Below are 19377 nucleotides of genomic sequence, written 5' to 3'. Positions count from 1 at the left end.
CAGGAAAACCACTTTCGCGAGTGAGTGGCGTCACAAATAAGTCAGGAGCGGTCGCCCTCGCCGACAGTTAGCCGGTACCGGATCGACCCGATCGAACTCCGAAACATACCACGATTCTGTTTCTCCCCCAGATTTTTTGGGACACCTCATCAGGCCGACCGCTGTAACGTCTGAGCCCGTCGGTCCGACGTCCGGCATGACCGGCAGCAGCCGTGACAGCGTTGATGAACGGGTAAGAAGGTGGGGGCTCCACGTGCAATGTCGACTCTGTGATTCCGAAAGACTCACGAGCGTGCTCGACCTGGGCGCCACGCCCCCGTGCGAGAGCTTCCTGTCCGCCACCGAACTCGACCTGTCCGAGGCGACCTATCCGCTGCATCTGCGACTGTGTGAGGACTGCCTGCTGTTGCAGATCCCGGCGTTGATCACCCCCGAGGACACCTTCACCGAGTACGCGTACTTCTCCTCGTTCTCCGACAGCTGGGTCCGCCACGCCGAGGAATTCGTCAGCACCGCCGCCGAGCGCCTCGACCTCGGTCCCGATTCGTTCGTCGTGGAGGTGGCCAGCAACGACGGTTACCTGTTGCGCCACGCCGTCGCCCGCGGCATCCGCTGCCTCGGCATCGAGCCCTCGGTCAATGTCGGTCTCGCGGCCCGCAAGGTAGGTGTGCCGACGGAAACCGCGTTCCTGGAACAGGATTCGGCCGCGCGGATCCGCACCGAGCACGGTCCGGCCGACCTGGTGGTCGCCAACAACGTCTACGCCCACGTCCCCGATCTGCGCGGGTTCACCCTCGCCCTGCGCACCCTGCTCAGCGACGACGGCTGGCTCAGCATCGAGGTGCACCACGCGCTGAACCTGGTCGAGCTCGGCCAGTTCGACACCATCTACCACGAGCATTTCCAGTACTACACCGTCCACTCCGCCCAGCGCGCGCTGGCGATCGCCGGGCTGACCGTCGTCGATGTGGAGCTGCTGGGAACCCACGGCGGCTCGATCCGGCTGTGGGCGCGGCCAGACGCCGTCGCCGAACCGAGCGCCAGGGTTGCCGAGGTCCTCGACCTCGAACGCGCGGCGGGCCTGCACGAACCGGCCGGTTACGCCGCGCTCGGCGCCCGCGCGGAATCGGTGCGCCACGAGCTGCTGCGCTTCCTGCTCGACTGTCGTGCGGCGGGCAAGCGAGTGGTCGGCTACGGCGCCCCCGGCAAGGGCAACACGCTGCTCAACTACTGCGGTATCCGGCCCGACCTGCTCGAGTACACCGTGGACCGCAACCCCTACAAGCACGGCCGCTACACCCCCGGCACCCGGATCCCGATCCACCCGCCGGAACGCATCGACGTGGACAAGCCCGATGTGGTGCTCGTCCTGCCGTGGAATCTCGAAACCGAGATCACCGCCCAGCTCAGCCAGGTCGCCGAGTGGGGTGGCGAACTCGTGTATCCACTGCCGGTGCTGCATCGCGGTGTCCCGGCGAGCGAACCGGTCGCGGCCGGCGCACACTCCGAATGAAGGTGAACGAACCGATGAAGGTCGTACTGTTCTGCGGCGGATACGGCATGCGCATGCGCGGCGGATCCGACGACGTCGTCCCCAAGCCGATGCAGCTGGTCGGTCCGCGCCCGCTGCTGTGGCACGTGATGCGCTACTACGCGCACTTCGGCCACAAGGAGTTCGTGCTGTGTCTCGGTTACGGCGCCGAGCACATCAAGAACTTCTTCCTCACCTACCAGGAGTCGGCGTCCAACGACTTCGTGATCCGCAACGGCGAGATGAAGCTGCTCGGTAGCGACATCAGCGACTGGTCGATCACCTTTGTCGACACCGGCGTCGAGTCCGCGATCGGCGAGCGACTGCGCCGGGTGCGCGAGCACCTCGACGGCGACGAGTACTTCCTGGCCAACTACGCCGACGTCCTCACCGACGCGCCACTGGACACCATGATCGAGCGTTTTCACGCCTCGGGTGCGGCCGCGTCGATGATGGTGGTGCCGCCGCAGTCTTCGTTCCACTGCGTGGACATCTCCCCGACGGGCGAGGTCAAGGACATCGTGCCGGTGGCGCAGATGCCGCTGTGGGAGAACGGCGGCTACTTCGTGCTCAGCCAGGAGATCTTCGATCTGCTGCCGCCGGGCGGCGATCTGGTGGCCGACGCGTGCGGTGCGCTGGCCGGGCAGGGCAGGCTCTTCGGTTATCAGCACATGGGTTTCTGGAAGCCGGCCGACACCTTCAAGGAACGCGCCGAACTCGACGACGCCTACCGCAACGGCACGCGGCCGTGGATGGTGTGGGACCAGCCGTGATCGGGTTGTTCACCCGTCCACCACGCCGGATCGCGGTGCTCGGCGCGCACTGCGACGACATCGCGATCGGTATGGGCGCAACGCTTCTCGCGCTCACCGGCGCCGATCCCGATGTCGAGGTGCGGGCGCTGGTGCTGTCCGGTGGCGGCACCGCGCGCGAGGACGAGGAGCGGGCGGCGCTCACCGCGTTCTGCTCCGGCACCGAGCCGCAGTTGCAGGTTCTCGATGTGCCCGACGGCCGCGCTCCCGCACACTGGGACCGGATCAAGGACGCCCTCGCCGAGTTCCGTCGTGGCGGTGAACCCGAAGTGGTGTTCGCGCCGCACCGAGGCGACGCCCACCAGGACCACCGTCTGCTCGCCGAACTGGTGCCGACCGAATTCCGCGACCACCTGACCCTGGGTTACGAAATCCTCAAATGGGAGACCGACACCCCGGCTCCCACCCTTTACCACCCGTTGAGTCACGCACTGGCACAACAGAAGTCCGAACTGCTGCACAAGCACTATCCGTCGCAGACCGGCCGCGACTGGTTCGACGAACAGGCCTTCCTCGGGCTGGCGCGGATGCGTGGCGTGCAATGCCACGCACCGTACGCCGAGGCGTTCGTGCTCGACAAAGCGATCATCAGATGGGAACAGACGTGAACATGCGGGTACTGGTCACCGGGCATCAGGGCTATCTCGGCACCGTCATGGTGCCGGTGCTGCGGGCGGCGGGCCATCAGGTCACCGGCCTCGACATCGGCTACTTCGCCGACTGCGTGCTCGGCGAATTCGCCGGTGACCCCCAAGGTTTGGGGGTTGACCTGCGCGAGGTCACCGTCGAGCAGCTACGTGGCTTCGACGCGGTGATCCACCTGGCGGCGCTGTCGAACGATCCGCTCGGTGCGCTGGCGCCGGAGATCACCTACGACATCAATCATCACGCGTCGGTGCGGCTGGCCCGCCTCGCCAAGGAGGCCGGCGTTTCGCGGTTCCTCTACGCGTCGACGTGTTCGGTCTACGGCGCCGCCGGTGCCGACCTCGTCACCGAGGACGCCCCGCTGCGCCCGATCACCCCGTACGCCGAGAGCAAGGTCCGCGTCGAAGACGATGTGGCCGCCATGGCCGACGACGACTTCGTTCCGGTATTTCTGCGCAACGCAACAGCTTTCGGCTTCTCGCCGCGCCTGCGCGCCGATATCGTGCTCAACAACCTGGTCGGGTACGCGGTGCTCACCGGCGAGGTGAAGGTGCTCTCCGACGGCACCCCGTGGCGGCCCCTCGTCCACGCGCAGGACATCGCGACCGCGTTCGCCACCTGCCTCACCGCACCGGCGGCCGACGTCTCGTGCCGGGCGTTCAATATCGGCACCGAGGTCAACAACCTCACCGTCGCCGAGATCGCCGCCTCGGTGGTCGAGGCAGTGCCCGGCTCGACCCTGCTGATCACCGGCGAGAGCGGCGCCGACCCGCGCTCCTACCGGGTCGACTTCTCCTACGCGCGTGAAGTTCTCGGTTTCGAGGCGCAGTGGACGGTGCCCGCGGGTGCCGCCGAGCTGTTCACCGAGTACACCGCGCGCGGGCTCACCTCGGACGCCTTCTTCCGCCGGTTCACCCGGCTGCCGCACCTGCAGGGCCTGTGCGATTCCGGGGTCCTGGACGCACAGCTGCGCCGGATCAGTGCGTCGGCTTCAGCTTAGCCAGCAGCGCGGCCCAGCTCCCGGCCTGCGCGTCCCGCGCGGAGACCGGGCCGACTTGCAGCGGCCAGTCGATGGACAGCTCGGGGTCGTCGTAGGCGACCCCGAGATCCTCGGCCGGATCGTGCGGGCGGTCGATGCGGTAGCAGACGTCGGCGATCTCGGTGAGCGCCTGGAATCCGTGCAGGAAACCCGGCGGCACGTACAGGTGATGGAACTGTTCGTCGTCGAGCCGAAAGGCCTGCCGCGCACCGAAAGTCGGCGAGTCCGGGCGGATGTCGACGAGCACGTCGTGCACCGCGCCGTGTGCGCAGCGCACCAGCTTGGCCTCACCGCGCCCGCCCCGCCCGTGCATGCCGCGGATCACCCCGCGCACCGACCGCGACTGCGAATCCTGCACGAACGTCGCCGCCGCTCCCGGCACCCCGAGGTGGGCGTCGAACTCGCCCGCGTCGAAAGTACGGGTGAACAGTCCACGCTCGTCCCGGAACGGTTCGGGAACGAGTACCACCACGTCGGCCAGTTCGGTCCGCTCGATACGCACGAGGACATCCTCCCATGACCCGCCGATGCCGCGGCTGCGCGAAGACCACGCTCACCCCCCTTCTCGACCTGGGCACGGTGCCCGCGGCCGATCACTTTCCGCCACGTGACACTCCGATCGCGACCCTCGAAGTGGGCCATCCGCTGCGCATGGACCAGTGCGTGGCGTGCGGGCTGGCCCAGCTCGCCGACGACGACACCGTCACGGCCGAACCTCGCGGCATCGAACCGCAGGCACTGCGCGACCAAGCTGCCGAGGCGGTGCGTCTGGTCCACGACGCCGGATTCCTGCGCGGTTCGACGGTGACCGAGTTCGGCAGTCCTCACGGGGGTACCTGGCTGCCCCTGCTCGACCGACACGGTTTCCGCGAGATCGCTGATGGCCCGGCCGACGTGGTTCTCGATTGCTTCGGCATCATGCACGAACCGGACCAGCGGGCGGCGTTCGTGGCGCGTGCCGCGGCGACGGCTCCCGACGGCGTGCTGCTCGTGCAGTACCACTCACTGGCCACAATCGTCGCGCAAGGACAGTGGAATGCGTTGCGGCACGGGCACTTCGCGTACTACTCCCTCGACACCCTGCGCACGCTGCTGCGGGCAGCGGGGATGAGCGTTGTCACCGCGTGGGAGTTCGACCTCTACGGCGGGGCCGTGCTCCTCGCGGTGCGCCACGGCGAGCACGCTCCCGACTCCACCCTGGAGCGAATTCTCACGAGCGAGGCCGATGCACTCAGCGCCGCCGCGGGCCTGCAGGAGACCGTCGACCAACATGTCGGCGCGTTGCGTCGGTGGCTGGAAGACGGTGCCGCACAGGGGCATCGGGTCTATGCCTACGGTGCCGCCTCGCGGGCTGTCGCTCTGTTGAGCATGGCGGGCGCGCACAAAGGACTGCTCGCCGGAGTCGCCGACGCCTCACCGGCCAAGCAGGGCTGCCGGATGCCCGGCACGGACGTGCCGATCATCTCCCCCGCCGACCTCGTCGCCGCCGACCCCGATGTCGTCCTGCTGACGCTGCCCGACCTGCTCGCCGAAGTGAGCGCCGGACTGCCCGAACTCGACGGCCGCTGGATGATCGACGACCCGGCGGGCCCACGCCGGTAATAGTCGCGTGCGAAGGCTGTGGCATAGACGATCTTATGTTGATCAGCGCATGATCGTATCCCGTGGGATACTCGGATCGCCCAGCGCCGCACCATGATCGAGTTCCGGTCACCGCTGGACCATCGCAGAGTCGCGCTGGGCCGGTGCCCGGATCACAGGGGGCCAGCGGCGTCGAACGCAGTGTTCTGCGGGCGTGTATCCAGGGGAAGAAATCTGATGAGGGGATTCACCGTGCTTCGTCCGCGCGCGCTTCGCGTCGCCGCGATGGCTTCGGCCATCGCCGTCGGTCTCGCCATGGGAGCCGGTTCCGCCGGCGCCGAGATCGACAGCAGCAGTTCTGTTCTCGACGGCAAGAACCGCACCGTCGAGGCCATCCAGTCCGACACCAGGGTCGACTTCGTCGCACCCCTCGATGGCAACCCGCTCACCCGTGAGTGGTTCCACAGTGGCGCAGCCTCCTACCGGGTCACCGGCGCCGAGGCCGAGGCGTGGTCCGGCAAGATCATCGTCGGCTACCAGGTCGGCTACCCCGCCACCCTCGACGGCAAGCTGAAGTTCGAATGGTCGACGCCGAGCCTCGGAATCGAGCTCGGCTCCGACCCGAGCGCCACCATCGACGGGCTCATCCCCCAAGCGGGCATCGAAGTCGCCGTCGGCTTCGGCCCCGGTATCCAGGAGGTCGAGGTCGCCGGTGGCGACATCTCGGGAGCCGAAGGCGTGCTTCGCCTTTCGGGTTTCCACGGCACCGTCACCGGTGTCCTCGGCCAGACCAACGTCCGCCCGTTCGTGAAGATCGTCGGCTCCGGCGGCGACACCGTCGTCACCTACGGCAAGACCTTCTCGATCTGATCCGCGCGTAGCCCGGCCGTCACCACAGGGTGGCGGCCAGGCCCCACGCGTCGAGTTCGGCCGCGATATGGGCGCGCAGTTTCGCCTCGTCACCGAAGTACTCGGGGTGGATCCCGAAGAACGTGATCGTCAGCTTCTCGTCGTATTCGACGGCCCACGCAGCGACGGCGGGACCTTGGCGACGGCGCTCGGCGGCGTCGCGGCCCTGCATGATCGCGCGAATGGCGAACGACTCGGCGCGCCGACCGCCGATCTCGATGGCGCTGTCGGGGGCGGCACCGAGGTTGGACACGGTGGTGTCGGGGCCCGCGATCGAGCGCATCATCTTTTTGATCACGACGTCGGGCAACAGTCGAACGACCGGCTGGAGATTGTCGGTCAGCTTGTCCTGACCCGAGGTGGCGTAGCGGGTGAAGGCCTCTTTGCTCAGCGCCCTGATCCCCCGCAGGCCCGTTTCCGGCGTGATCTCGTCGGGCACCCGGATCCACACCCCGCCGGAGGCGTTGGCGCGCTCGTCGCCCGCCTCCCGGTTGCTCACGGCGATACAGACACGCAGCCCGTCGGGCCCGACGGGATAACCGGATCGTTGCACGAGGCCGCCGAGTACCGCGGTGAACAGTGTGTTGCCGGTGCCGTCGAACTGCTTCGCCTGCTCGGCCCAGCGGGCGCGGTCGATGTCGACGATCGCCAGCGTGGTGTCGGGGCCGTCGGTGCTCACGTCGATGGTGCGCGGGACGCGGGTGGCGGTGACGGGACGGTCGTTGCGGGTGCGCCACAGCTCGGTGCCGATCACCCGGGCGGCCGATGCCGCCGCGCCGAGTTGAGCGAGGGCGTCCTTCGCGTCGGCCCGCCACCGGGGCGTGGCCAGCACCGCGGATTCGGTGGGCAGAGTGCTCGCCGAGCTGCCCGCGTGCGCCGCCGCCAGGGCGTTGTAGAGCCCCTGGCCGTCTGCGACCATGTGCGAGATCAGCAGCGAGAGGACGAACTTGCCCGACATGGTGCTCACCCCGATCAGCTGCCATCCCCGGCCACCGGCGGGGTCGAGGTCAGCGGTGCGCAGGGTGCGGTCGGCCCACGCGCCGATCTCGTCATCGGCGATCGGGTCGGCCTCGATGCGCAGCACGGGTGGATGTGGGGAGCGCACCCACCGGTGTCGCGCGAAGGGTACGACGGCGCGAATCACCTTGCGGCTCAACGATCCGGCAGCCAGCTGAGCACCGAATCGTTCGAGCTCCGCGCGTTCGGGTTCGCTGCCGAACACCCAGGCGTATTGGATGGGCGCCGACCATCCGAAGAGGTCTTGCGCCAGGAGATATGACTCGTCCGCACCTGCAACACGGTTCATTTCGTCAGGCTAACCACGCGGCGGAGGTCCCGCATCTCGGCGAAGCGCGATAGCGACATTCACCACATCCGGTGTTCGATGCCCCAGCCGTCGAGTTCGCCGGACAGTAGCCTGCGGAGCTCTTCGGCATCGGGGAAGCGTTCCTCGTCGAATGCCGCGACCGAGAATGTCATGGTCTCGCCCGACCGGATCGCCCAGGATTGCAGTCCGTCGCCGAACCGGTATGTCAGGTCGGGGTCGACGCCCTGCGCGATGCCGCGGAACGCGACGGCTTCGGCGCGAACACCGCCGACCTCGCGCAGGTCGCCGGCGAAGTCACCGAGGTTGGACGCCACCGCGTCCGGCATCCCCGAGCCCGCGGTGGCCGCACGAACCACCAGCGACGTCGGCAACAGCGACACCAGCGGCAGCAGGTGAACGTGCGCGGCCCGCTGCCCCGCCGACAACCGCGTGAACGCCTCCTTGCACAGCCGACGCAGCGGACCGAGGTCTCCCCCGGTGACCAGCTCGTCGGTGAGCAGCACAGACACGCCCGCGGTCGCGTTGCCACGGTCGTCGTCCTCGGTGCGCCTGCTCACCGGAATGCCCAGTTTCAGTGGTCCGCCGTCGGCGTAACCGGACGCGCGCAGTGCACCGGCCAGTACTGCGATGAACAGGGTGTTGGCAGTTCCGCCGTGCCGCTGTGCGATCGAATCCCAGTGGGCGACATCAACACTGACGGTCATCCACGCGCATTGCGCCCGAGGGGACCGCAGGTGCGCTTCGGCCTTGATCGGACGCTCCACCGTCGTCCTCTCCGATATCTGCCGACCCTCGATTGCGCCTGCGGTTCGCCGCTCCCCGACCGGACTCGCGGACTGCTCGGTGATCGGGCCCGTGGATCGGCCGACGGCGCGATTGCGGACGAGTGTGGCTGCCGCTGAGGCGATGCCGCGCCCCGCGGCGGCGACCTGGCCCGCACCGTCGACCACGTCGCGCAGGACCGTGCCGATCGAATCGAACAGGTTCGTCTCGCGGTTCACGGCGGGTGGACCCACCGGGTGGGCGCCGGAGAGTGGATCGGCGGCACGGCCTGCCAGGGCATCCATCGCGGCATCGACCATGGTCCGGCCGTCGGCGACGAGGTGCAGTGCGGTCAGCGACAGGACGAAACCGCCGTCATCGACCGCGACACCACGCAGCCGCCACGCGGGGCCGTGCTCCGGGTCCAGTGGCACACTGTAAAGCTCTGCCCCGGACCACTTTTCGACGCTGTCGCCCGCGATCGGCGTTCCATCGACCGACAACTCGGGCGCGAAGTCCGCATGCGCCCAGCGGTGACGGGCAACCGGCACGGAGGCCCTGACCAGCCGCCGGTTGAGCACGCCGTCGCACAGTCTCTTGTTGAACAGCTCGAGGTCGGCCCGAGCCGGGTGCGCGGGAAACCGCCACACGATCTGCAGCACGACCGACCACCCGAAAGCCTCGCGCACCAGCCAGTACGTGCTGTCCTCCGGCTGCATTCGCAGCGTGGCCGCCATCAGCGTCGCGCCCGCGAGCGCAGATTCGAATCGGTGTATTCCTCGACGAGATCAGCACATCGGTCGACCGCCTCTTCGGGCGTGATCAGCGCTCCCGCAAGCTCTTCGGCTCGTCGTGCGCACGCCGGTGTGAGCACCGTGGTCAGCTCGGCGAGCAGCGTCTCGACCGTCAGGCCCTTCAATCGCGTCGACGCGCCGACACCGTGGCGCACACATTGCGCACCCCAGTACGGCTGATCCGAGCCGACCCAGCACACCACGCTCGGGATCCCCGCGCGCAGCGCCGCGGCCGTGGTGCCTGCCCCGCCGTGGTGCACCGCGGCGCGACACAGCGGCAGGACCTGATCGTGGTCGAGTGCGCCGACGACCCGCACGTTCTCGGTGTCGGGCGGCGAGAGATCGGACCAGCCGGTGCTGATCAACGCTCGCACGCCGAGCCGCTCACCGGCCGCCACGATGGCGTCGACCACCGCCGCGGCGTCGGGAACCGGCATACTGCCGAACCCGAAATATACTGGCGCCGTTCCGGTTCGGATCCACTCCATCAGCGCGCAATCACCGGTGTCGGCACCGATTCGACGGCGTTGCTCGCCCGACAATCCGAGGAACCCGACGAACGGACGCTCATCGGACCATTCCGCCACCAGTTCAGGGCACAGCAGCGGATCGTAGGCCTGGATTTCGAGGCGATCACGTGGTGAGTGCGCCACCGCGCCCTCGACGCCGAGTTCGCGGCGCAAGGTGTTCTGTCGGTCTCGGGTCAGCAGCCACATCGCGGTGTCGGTGAGCCACCAGCTCGCCCGATTGAGCACGGGCGGCAGGCCGGACAGCCCGGCTGGCACCGGCGAGACCGTGCTGTTGGGCCGAATCGGCGCATGGTGCACCGAGATGCATGCCGCGCCAACGGATTCGGCGTAGGCGGCCGCGATCTGCTCGGTGACGAAGCCGGTGAGGATCGCATCGGCGCCCGGCGCCATTCGATCCATGTCCGAGACCGCCTGCGACCAGCCGAGATCGCGGATCTCGGTGAAGGCCTGCCAGCGTTGTCGCGGCCCGCCGGTGCGCATCTTCGTGCGCACCACCTCGGAGTTCATGTGCGCGTGGGTGTCGTAGCCGAACGGCTCGGCCGACAACCCCGCCGCGGCCACGAATTCGCACAGATTCGGCGGCGCACCGACGACCACGTCGTGGCCACGGCGCGCCAGTTCGGCCCCGATCACGACCGCGGGCTGGATATCTCCCCGTGTTCCGTTGAACGCAAGTAGAAACCTCGACATAGCAGCACGGTAGGCGAGATCTACAGCAATGGACCAGCATCCGCGCGCCTTCTGTGAGATGTAGCACCCCGGGTCGGCTTCACCGCGCGAACCCGGCGATATTCCGGTTACGGTGGACTTCTCGACTCTGGTAGCCGTACTGCGAGGAGTTCGATGAAATATGTTCTCGCGTTCACCGGCAGCCGCGGTGACGTGCAACCCGGCCTTGCGCTCGGCGTGGAATTACGGTCTCGTGGCCACGACGTGACAATGGCGGTGCCGCCGAATCTCACCGAATTCTGTCGTCGCACAGGAGTGCCGACCGAAGAATTCGGTGCCGACACCAAAGAATTACTCGACTCCGATTTGGTATCGACAAGAATCAAATCCGCGAATCCGTTGACCCGACTGCGCGCGATCGCCGATATCACCGTGCGTAACGGTCGCAGCGCGCAATCCGAACTGATGGATCTCACGGTCGGCGCCGACGCGGTGATCGGTGGCAGTGTCGGGCAGGAACGACTGCTGAACGTGGCCACCGCACGCGCGATTCCCTATGTCCCGGTGCACTACTGCCCGATGCGGCGCAACAGTGTCGCCTCGCTGCTGCCCGTCGACCGCGCGCCAGGGCCCGCGCATCGGCTCAGCTGGGCGGCGCTCGAGCAGGTGACCTGGCTCGCGACCCGTTCGGCGGAGCGCGAACTCGCCGCAGACCTCGGCCTCGACCGCCCGTCGAGTCCGCCCGCGGGCCGGATCTCCAGCCGCGACACTCCGGAGATCCAGGCGTACGACCCCCTCCTCTTCCCCGGCCTGACCCAGGAGTGGGGCCACCGCAGACCGCTCGTCGGCTTTCTCGATCTCGCACCGACAACGCGGGCCGCGATCGGTGATGCCGAAGACAGCGCCGAGCTCGACGACTGGCTCACCGCCGGGCAACCGCCGCTCTACGTCGGATTCGGCAGCATGTCGATCGTCGAACCCGAGCGCCTCGCACGAACTTTCACCGAGGTCGCCGATGAGCTGGGTCTGCGCCTTCTCGTCGCCACCGGATGGAGCGAGTTCATGGCAGGTGCGACCGGCGACACGGTCCGTGTGGTGCGCACCGTCGACCATGCCGCCGTACTCCCCCGCTGTGTCGCGGCCGTCCACCACGGCGGCGCGGGTTCCACGGCCGCGGCACTGCGCGCGGGTATCCCCGCCCTTGCCTGCTGGCTCGGCGCCGACCAACCGATGTGGGGCCGCAGGCTGCGCGCACTCGGTGTCGGCACCTCCCTTGCCGCGGCACGGGTGGACAACGAGTCGCTCACCGATGCCGTCCGCTGCTTGCTCGAACCCGAATGTTGCGCTGCAGCATCAGAACTCGGCTCGAAGATGGTTACGCCGGCGGCGGCCGTGCGCACTGCCGCAACCCTCGCCGAAGACGCGCTACCCGTCCACACCGGCACATCCCGTGGAGGAATCCGATGAACACGCTGTCCGTGGTGATCCCCGCCTACAACGAGGAGCAGATCATCGGCGAGTGCCTGCGGCGCCTGGCGCACCAGCGCGAGCACATCACCGAAATCCTGGTCGTCGACAACAATTCCACCGACGACACCCGCGCGATCGTCGCCGCGCACGCCCTGGAATGGCCCGCGATCCGCCTCATCGACGAGGCCGAACAGGGCCTGGTCCACGCCCGCAACCGCGGCCTCGACAGCGCACACGGTGACCTGATCGCCCGCATCGACGCCGACACCCTGGTGCCGCCGGACTGGGCCGAGCGCATCCTCGCCTTCTTCGACGCGGACCAGGACGGCTACTGGGCGGCGGCCTGTGGTCGCGGCCAGGCCTACGACCTGCCCTACGGCGACACCGTCGGCTCACTGCGGCAACGCTGGCGGACCAGGAGCAAGAGCCAGGTCAAGCAGGTTCCCGTGCTGTACGGCTCGAATATGATTCTGCGCCACGACACCTGGGCCGCGATCCGGGACAGAGTTGCCATGCGCCGCGACATCTTCGAAGATGTCGACACCGGTCTGTGCGTCACCGAGATCGGCGGCCGCAACGCCTTCCTGCCCACGATCACCGTCGGCGTGGCACCGCGCCGCATGGAGACCGGCATGCCGTCGTTCGTGCGATACATGGTCTGCCTGCCACGCACATTGATCCTGCATCGCCGCTACGGCCTCGCCCTCGGCGCGGTGGTGCTGTATCTGCCGCCGATCTTCGTGGTGCACGCCGCACGACTGGTTCTGCTGCGCACCTACGACGCGAAGACGCGCCGGTTCGACCCGGCCAACCTGTTCCGCAAGACGGTCGATCGGGTCGCGCCGTAAGGAATTTCAGGTCCGCCGCATGTACACGCGCACGGTCAGCGGTGCCAGCACGGCGATCACCACCGCCGCGCCGAGCAGGGAGATCCCGATCTGCGGGCCGAACGTACCGTCGGCCAGTTCCCGCACCGCCGTCACCAGGTGGGAGACCGGATTGACCTGGGCGAACGCCTGCATCCACCCCGGCATCGTCGCCACCGGCACCAGCGCGTTCGACACGAACGTCAACGGCATCAACACCAGCATCGACACGCCCTGCACCGTCGACGGTTTGTCCATCAGCACCCCCATCAGCGCGAAGATCCAGCTCAGCGCGAACGCCACCACCATCACCAGCAGGCAGGCCACGACCATGCCGACGGCGCTGGCGGGCCGGTAGCCCATCGCCAGCCCGACCAGCACTGTCATCGTCGTCGCGACGGCGTAGCGCACCATGTCCGCGAGCAGTGAGCCGGCCAGCGGTGCGACCCGCGCGATCGGCAAGGCCCGGAAGCGGTCGAAGACACCCTTGTTCATGTCCTCGCGCAACTTCACCCCGGTGTTGACCGAGGCCGCCACCGCGACCTGTACGAGCACACCGGGAACGAGGATCGGCAGGTAGCCGGAGACCGTGCCCGCGATGGCGCCACCGAAAATGCTCGAGAACATCACCGTGAACACCACCGGCAGCGCGATCACGTCGAACAGTTCCTGCGGGTTGTGGCGGATCTTGAGCAGACCGCGCCGCGCCATCGTCGCCGCCTGAGAGATCGACTGCGACACCGAGATCGGGCGCGCCCGCTGCGGTGCGCCGATCCGGTCGACGGTCGTCATGCCGGCTCCGGCACGCGGTGTGCCCCGGTGATCGCGAAGAACACCTCGTCCAGGCTCGGTTGCGCGACACCGAGTTCGCGCACCTCGATTCCGGCCTCGCGCAGCGCGATCAGCAGTTCCGGCAGTGCTTTCGTGTCGGTGGAACTCACGCGAATACGTCCTTCCTCGGCAGCGACGATCGAGTCGGTGCCGCTGAATCGGTGCACGATCGCCGTCGCGTCGACCAGGTCGGCGCGATCCACGCGCAGGGTCAGCGCCGTCGCGCCGACGGCGGTCTTGAGTTCGTCGGCCGTACCGTCGGCCACGACCCGCCCGTGGTCGATCACCACGACGTGATCGGCGAGCGCGTCGGCTTCGTCGAGATACTGGGTGGTCAACAGCACGGTGGTGCCCGTGGCCACGAGATCGCGCACCGTCTGCCACATCTGCGCTCTTGTCCGCGGATCGAGGCCGGTGGTCGGTTCGTCGAGGAACAGCAGCGGTGGCCGCGCGATCAGGCTGGCGGTGAGGTCGAGCCTGCGCCGCATACCGCCCGAGAAGTGGCGCAGCGGTCGTCGTGCCGAGTCGCGCAGCCCGAATTCGTCGAGCAGTTCGTCGGCGCGACGTCCGGAGTCGGCGCCCGACAGCCCGAGCAGGCGGGCGAAGATCGTCAAATTCTCGCGGGCCGTGAGGTCTTCGTCGACCGAGGCGTACTGGCCGGTGACGCCGATCAGCGAGCGCACGGTGGCCGCGTCGCGCACAACGTCGTAACCGAAGACGCGGGCACTGCCCGAATCGGGACGCACCAACGTGGCGATCATCCGCACCGTGGTCGTCTTCCCTGCCCCGTTGGGCCCGAGCACCGCGCAAACCGTGCCCGCCCGCACCGTCAGGTCGATTCCGTCGACCGCGCGGAACGCGCCGAATGATTTGGTCAAACCCCGGGTTTCGATCGCCGATTCCAATGCGGCCATCGTCATCTCCTCATCGGTATGGGAGTGCGGTCGCACCACTGCGAATTGCTGGCAGCTTATGTTCTCCGCGAAGGCACGGGCAACCCCGCGCCCGCCGCGAACCCTGAATTCGACCGGCCCGACCCGGTCCCAACAGCGCGCCGCAACCTCGTATTCACACATATTTATTCGAACGAAATGAACAAATCAACCGCTACTGGCTGAATATCGCGATGACCACCTGATATACCCAGATGGAACCATTCGTGACCAAGACCACGAATGCCCGGGATGAACTATTTTCTCGCTGGTCTTACGCTCATTTCATGCCCGTATGGGCTGGCGCCGTCGGTGCGAGCAACGTCGAGGTTGCCGCGACCTCAGGCGAGCATGGGGATTCACAGTGTTTTCAGCTTTCGGTCAGCAAAATGGTTGGGGCGATTCGTATGGAATTCACAGAGCTAGCCGATTACCCGCTTCCCGCGGGCACTGTCACCGAATGGATTCCGGTCACCGGCGCGGCAAACGCCTGGAAGCCGGACGATCGGGCCTTGAGTCATCTGCACGAGCAACATTGCGTGCGCTCGGGTGGGCCCGCCCGGGGCCAGAGTTCGTGGCTCGGCACGATCTTCGAGATACCACTGCCCTTCGACGCGGCCGCGGTTCGCACGACACTGCTGCGATGGATGGCGCGCCACGACGCTTTCCGAACAACGGCGGCCACCGACGAGACAGCCGAGGGATTCACGCGCTTCACCTGCAGCGCCGCGGACGTACAGGTCCAGGCCCGCCGCGTCGGGCACCTGCGCACCGGTACCCGGGTGTATCAGCACCTCACCGACTTCTTCGCGGCCCGGCTCTCGCCCACCGAGTGGCCGCACTGCCTGTTGGCTACCGTCAGCGACACCGACGCCACCGACGGACCCGGATTTCTGCTCGTGTTCGGTGCCGATCACTCCGTGATGGACGCCTACTCGATGATGTTGGCCATCAGCGAGATTCAGCGCATCTACCGCAGCGTGCTCACCGGTACACCCGCCGAACTGCCCGAGGTCGGCAGCTATATCGATTTCGGCGCCGACGACCGCGCCGTAGGCATGACGATGACGGCGGACCACCACGCGGTACAGCACTGGCGCCGATACCTGCGCAGCGAAGGTGGCCGGTTTCCCGCCTTCCCGCTGCCCATCACACCGCGAGTCACCGAGCCCGCCGCCCCCTTCGTCGACACCCCGCGCCACCAGAGCGGACTGTCGTCCTGGGCGCTCACCGCCCCGCAGGCCGAACAGCTCCGCTCACGCAGCCGGGCAGCGGGCCACTCCACCCAGTCGGCGATCTTCGCCGCGCTCGCCGCGACCCACCGGATGTTGGTCGGCACGCAACCACTGCGCTGCGCGATGCCGGTGCACACCCGCTCCGCGCCCGAGCACGCGCATGCCATGGGCTGGTATGTCGGGCTGCTCCCCCTCGAGATCGACCACACCGGCGCCGACACCCTCGACGAGTTGCTCGCGCGCACCACGGCGGCCATCCATGCGACGAAATCACTGGCCCGCTACCCCTTTCCGCGTATCGCCTCCCTTCTCCGCAGCACCGAGGTGCCGCGGTTCGTCGTGTCCTACGTCGATATCCGCTACGTGCCCGATGCCGCGCACTGGCAGCAATGGGGTGTGCGACCGTTGCGCAGCGGCGAGCAGTCCGACGACGAGGTCTACCTCTGGATCGTGCGCTCGCCCAGCGGAATCGCCGTGTCGGCGCGGTTTCCCAGCAATGAGATCGCCGCCGCGAATGTGCACCGCTTCATCAACACGTTCACCGCGACGCTGTCCACGATGACCGCCGACGGCACGCTGGTCGCTCGACGCACCGATGTCGCACCGGCAGCCGGGTGAGGCAGGCGATGATCATCACCGCTCTTCGCAATTGGCAGCCCGCGCCGGGCGAGCTGGTGGAATGGCGTCCGACCCGGGCCGCGCTCCACGCCGCGGGTGCCGCTGCCCCCGACCCGGACCCCGGCACGTTCCTCCAGGACAACCACATCCGCGGGATCGGGGCCGCACATCGCACTGCCGCACCGCATACCGCGTATCTCGCCGTCGGCACCGAGGTCGACGGGGTCCTCGACGCAGCGGCGATGAGTCGTGCTCTGCAACGGTTCGTACGCCGTCACGAGGGACTGCGGACCTGGTTCACCACCGACGGCATCACGGTGACCCGCCACAGCATCGACTCCGACGATGTCGCCTTCGAACCCCGGACAGTCGGTAATACCCTGGGTGGCAAGGTATTCCGGGAATACGCTCTCGCCCGGTTCTCGGCGGAGGCGCTGGCGACCTCGTGGCCCGGGTTCGTTCTCGGCGCCGTCGCCGGAGCCGATTCGTTCACCCTCTACTACGCCTGCGATCACGCGCTCAGTGACGGCGCTTCCCAGGCATTGGTACTCACCGAGATCCTCGACTTCTACGCCAACGAGAACTCAGGACGGGCACTGAGCCCGTTCACGAGCGCTGCGACCGGCGGGTTCCCGGACTACGCGCGCGCCGAACACGCTCTCGCGCACTCCTTCGACGAATCCAGTCCCGAGATCGTCGAGTGGGTGGAAACCTTTCGGCGCCACGGCAATACGATGCCCCGCTTTCCGCTCGATCTCGGACTGGCACCCGGCACCACCGCGCCGATGCACGCCATCGAATTCGACCTGCTCGACGCGACGGGCTCGGCCGCCTTCGCCCAGATCTGCCGAGCCGCGGGTGGACGGTACCTGGCCGGCGTGCTCGCGGCGGTAGCCATCACAGATCTCGAAATAGCCGGTCGCCGTGAGTATTACGGCATGACGGTGGTGAGCACCAGGGGGCTCGGTGATTTCCTGCTGTCGCAGGGGTGGTTGTGTAATTTCGCGCCGCTGAGCTTCGTCGTCGACGACCGCGCTTCGTTCACCGAGTTGGTCGCCCGCGCCAATGAGGCCTACGATCGCGCGATCCGGCTGGCGGGCGCGCCGTTGTCCTCGGTGCTGTCGGCGCTCCTCACCTCCGGCGCCGATCCGAGCGCCGTGCTGACGAGCCCGAACATGCTGTCCTACATGGACTTCCGTAGATTCCCCGGCGCGGGCACCGCACCGTACGAGCGAGGCATGCTGTTCACCGGCGAGGGCGAGACTGCCAACGCGTCGATGTGGTTCAACCGCGATGCCAACCACCTCTATCTGGGCTGCCAGAGTCCGTCGACAGCCTTCGCCCAGCGGCAGCTCGCGCGCTACCACGCCCACCTGCGCACTGTGTTCGCCACCGTCGCAGCGGAGGGAGACTATTCGATCGCCGCCGATCGGGAGGTGGCGCTTGCACGTCACCACGATTGATCGCTACGCACCTGAACCGGGCACCTTTGTGCACTGGACTGTCCCCGCCGATGACGCCGGGGCGGTCGAGTCACCGATCCCGCCGTCGTTCAACCAACTGGTGCATCTCGCGGGCGCGGAGTCCGGAAGCATCTGGTTGGCAGCGGCTTTCGATGTCGCGGGGCCCCTCGATCGCGACCGGCTCACCGTCGCCTATCGCGGGTTGATCGCCCGCCACGGCACCTTGCGCAGTTCGTTCACCATGACGCCGTCGGGCCCACGCCGGTTCTTGCGCCCGGTGCCGAGCCGACTGGATCCGCAACCCGATGTCGCGCACGGATCCGCCACCGCACTGCGCGAGGCACTGCGCCACCACAGTGACCTGCGATGCGCGCCGTTCGCCGCGCGCGCGTACCTCCTCGCGGCGATCGATCGGCCCCACACCTCCACGATCGTGTGCGCCTTCGATCATGCCTACGTCGACGCGTATTCGATCGCCGTCATCATCGACGATCTGCGGTTGCTCTACCACGGTTGCGAACCCGAGACATTGCCTGCCACGGGCGATTTCCTCGAATACTGCGCAACCTCGGTCGAACTCGGACCTGATGACCCTCGCGTGGACGGTTGGCGCGAGTTCTTCGGCGACCAGGGCGTTGTCCCGCCGTCGTTCCCGCTCGATCTCGGCCTCGAGCCAGGAGAGCGTGCACCGCAGGCCGTCGAGTTGCGCCGACTGCTCTCGGCCGAGGCCACGGAGAGTTTCGAGAGTTTCTGTCGCGCACACGATGCGGGACTCTTCGCCGGTGCATTGGCGGCACTGGCGCACGGCGTCGCCAGGGCAGGCGGCGGTAAACGGCTGCGCATGCTGTTCCCCCTGCACACCCGTCGAGAACCCCGGTGGCACAACGCCGTCGGCTGGTTCACTACCAACGCACCGGTCGCCGTGGAGGCGATGCACGACTACGCCGACTCCGTCCGCCACGCTCAGAAATCCGTTCGTGCGGCGATCGAACTCGGCACCGCTCCGCTCGCCGAAGTCCTCAGCGCACTGGGCGGATTGCGTCCGTCCCGGGCCGACATCTTCATGGTGTCCTACATCGACTACCGGCAGCTTCCCGGCGCCGCCGACCACCGCGCCGTCAACGCGACCCACATCTCCAACACCGGATCCGCGGACGACGTCCAACTGTGGCTGTCCCGCAGCGACGAAGGCTTGGCGCTGCGGGCCCGCTACCCGGCGACTCCGACCGCCCACACCGTCGTGCGCGCGTTCGTCGACGATGTCGAAGGGGTGCTGCGGACACAGTGTGCGCAGGTGCGGACCAACGCCTGATGCGACAGCGTTCATCAGCCGCGCCCGGCCGGAGCGAAGGCCGGAGGTACG

Annotated in this window: 17 protein-coding genes; 11 read left to right on the top strand and 6 right to left on the bottom strand. The window is 67.8% G+C overall.

Annotated elements, in window-relative coordinates; translation table 11 throughout:
* Positions 1–253 precede the first annotated feature (253 nt).
* From ACFW6D_RS11610 to ACFW6D_RS11595, 4 genes are read left to right on the top strand one after another with little or no spacing between them, the layout of a single operon-like run.
* Positions 254–1513, top strand: coding sequence for a methyltransferase domain-containing protein (locus ACFW6D_RS11610; RefSeq protein ID WP_379327240.1), 1260 nt, complete (start codon positions 254–256; stop codon positions 1511–1513).
* A gap of 14 nt (positions 1514–1527) precedes the next feature.
* On the top strand, positions 1528–2304 hold the full coding sequence (locus ACFW6D_RS11605; protein ID WP_379327238.1) for a glucose-1-phosphate cytidylyltransferase: 777 nt from the start codon (positions 1528–1530) through the stop codon (positions 2302–2304).
* Complete coding sequence (locus tag ACFW6D_RS11600) at positions 2301–2951, top strand: PIG-L deacetylase family protein (protein ID WP_379327236.1); 651 nt, start codon at positions 2301–2303, stop codon at positions 2949–2951. The genes ACFW6D_RS11605 and ACFW6D_RS11600 overlap by 4 nt, the downstream gene beginning before the upstream one ends.
* A 2-nt stretch (positions 2952–2953) precedes the next feature.
* Positions 2954–3988 carry an NAD-dependent epimerase/dehydratase family protein gene (locus ACFW6D_RS11595; protein ID WP_379327564.1) on the top strand — a complete coding sequence of 345 codons (1035 nt, stop codon included), beginning with the start codon at positions 2954–2956 and terminating at the stop codon, positions 3986–3988.
* On the opposite strand, the gene rfbC is transcribed toward ACFW6D_RS11595, so the two are convergent.
* Positions 3966–4529 (bottom strand): dTDP-4-dehydrorhamnose 3,5-epimerase, encoded by a 564-nt coding sequence (rfbC, locus tag ACFW6D_RS11590; protein ID WP_379327234.1) that lies wholly within the window; start codon positions 4527–4529, stop codon positions 3966–3968. The two genes, ACFW6D_RS11595 and rfbC, sit on opposite strands and share 23 nt — an antisense overlap.
* Before the next feature lie 14 nt (positions 4530–4543).
* Here rfbC and ACFW6D_RS11585 point away from each other — a divergent pair, with 14 nt between their 5' ends.
* Together ACFW6D_RS11585 and ACFW6D_RS11580 are read left to right on the top strand one after the other, a co-directional pair.
* A complete protein-coding gene (locus ACFW6D_RS11585; protein WP_379327232.1) occupies positions 4544–5629 on the top strand; it encodes a methyltransferase domain-containing protein in 1086 nt (361 codons plus the stop codon).
* Between the two features lie 216 nt (positions 5630–5845).
* Positions 5846–6478, top strand: coding sequence for an MspA family porin (locus ACFW6D_RS11580; protein WP_379327230.1), 633 nt, complete (start codon positions 5846–5848; stop codon positions 6476–6478).
* 19 nt (positions 6479–6497) lie between these two features.
* On the opposite strand, the gene ACFW6D_RS11575 is transcribed toward ACFW6D_RS11580, so the two are convergent.
* From ACFW6D_RS11575 to ACFW6D_RS11565, 3 genes are read right to left on the bottom strand one after another with little or no spacing between them, the layout of a single operon-like run.
* On the bottom strand, positions 6498–7823 hold the full coding sequence (locus tag ACFW6D_RS11575; RefSeq protein WP_379327228.1) for a hypothetical protein: 1326 nt from the start codon (positions 7821–7823) through the stop codon (positions 6498–6500).
* A 59-nt stretch (positions 7824–7882) separates the two neighbouring features.
* Complete coding sequence (locus ACFW6D_RS11570; RefSeq protein ID WP_379327226.1) at positions 7883–9343, bottom strand: hypothetical protein; 1461 nt, start codon at positions 9341–9343, stop codon at positions 7883–7885.
* Positions 9343–10620 carry a glycosyltransferase gene (locus ACFW6D_RS11565; protein ID WP_379327224.1) on the bottom strand — a complete coding sequence of 426 codons (1278 nt, stop codon included), beginning with the start codon at positions 10618–10620 and terminating at the stop codon, positions 9343–9345. The genes ACFW6D_RS11570 and ACFW6D_RS11565 overlap by 1 nt, the downstream gene beginning before the upstream one ends.
* Positions 10621–10773: 153 nt before the next feature.
* Here ACFW6D_RS11565 and ACFW6D_RS11560 point away from each other — a divergent pair, with 153 nt between their 5' ends.
* Both ACFW6D_RS11560 and ACFW6D_RS11555 read left to right on the top strand, forming a co-directional pair.
* Complete coding sequence (locus ACFW6D_RS11560) at positions 10774–12066, top strand: glycosyltransferase (protein ID WP_379327222.1); 1293 nt, start codon at positions 10774–10776, stop codon at positions 12064–12066.
* Positions 12063–12917 carry a glycosyltransferase family 2 protein gene (locus ACFW6D_RS11555; RefSeq protein WP_379327220.1) on the top strand — a complete coding sequence of 285 codons (855 nt, stop codon included), beginning with the start codon at positions 12063–12065 and terminating at the stop codon, positions 12915–12917. Before ACFW6D_RS11560 ends, ACFW6D_RS11555 begins: the two co-directional genes overlap by 4 nt.
* A 6-nt stretch (positions 12918–12923) precedes the next feature.
* On the opposite strand, the gene ACFW6D_RS11550 is transcribed toward ACFW6D_RS11555, so the two are convergent.
* Positions 12924–13727 carry an ABC transporter permease gene (locus ACFW6D_RS11550; RefSeq protein ID WP_379327218.1) on the bottom strand — a complete coding sequence of 268 codons (804 nt, stop codon included), beginning with the start codon at positions 13725–13727 and terminating at the stop codon, positions 12924–12926.
* Positions 13724–14686, bottom strand: coding sequence for an ATP-binding cassette domain-containing protein (locus ACFW6D_RS11545; RefSeq protein ID WP_379327216.1), 963 nt, complete (start codon positions 14684–14686; stop codon positions 13724–13726). The genes ACFW6D_RS11550 and ACFW6D_RS11545 overlap by 4 nt, the downstream gene beginning before the upstream one ends.
* A 419-nt stretch (positions 14687–15105) precedes the next feature.
* Here ACFW6D_RS11545 and ACFW6D_RS11540 point away from each other — a divergent pair, with 419 nt between their 5' ends.
* The 3 genes from ACFW6D_RS11540 to ACFW6D_RS11530 are packed head-to-tail and all read left to right on the top strand — an operon-like array spanning position 15106 to position 19326.
* Positions 15106–16551 (top strand): condensation domain-containing protein, encoded by a 1446-nt coding sequence (locus tag ACFW6D_RS11540; protein ID WP_379327214.1) that lies wholly within the window; start codon positions 15106–15108, stop codon positions 16549–16551.
* Between the two features lie 8 nt (positions 16552–16559).
* Positions 16560–18014, top strand: a complete 1455-nt coding sequence (locus ACFW6D_RS11535) for a condensation domain-containing protein (protein ID WP_379327212.1) — start codon at positions 16560–16562, stop codon at positions 18012–18014.
* The gene (locus ACFW6D_RS11530) at positions 17995–19326 is read left to right on the top strand and encodes a condensation domain-containing protein (protein ID WP_379327210.1); all 1332 of its coding nucleotides are present in this window, start codon (positions 17995–17997) and stop codon (positions 19324–19326) included. The genes ACFW6D_RS11535 and ACFW6D_RS11530 overlap by 20 nt, the downstream gene beginning before the upstream one ends.
* The last annotated feature ends 51 nt before the right edge of the window (positions 19327–19377 follow it).

Source organism: Nocardia sp. NPDC058705 (assembly GCF_042749305.1).
Lineage (GTDB): Bacteria > Actinomycetota > Actinomycetes > Mycobacteriales > Mycobacteriaceae > Nocardia.
The sequence above is the reverse complement of the archived record's forward strand: the minus strand, read 5'-3'. Positions and strand labels throughout refer to the sequence as shown.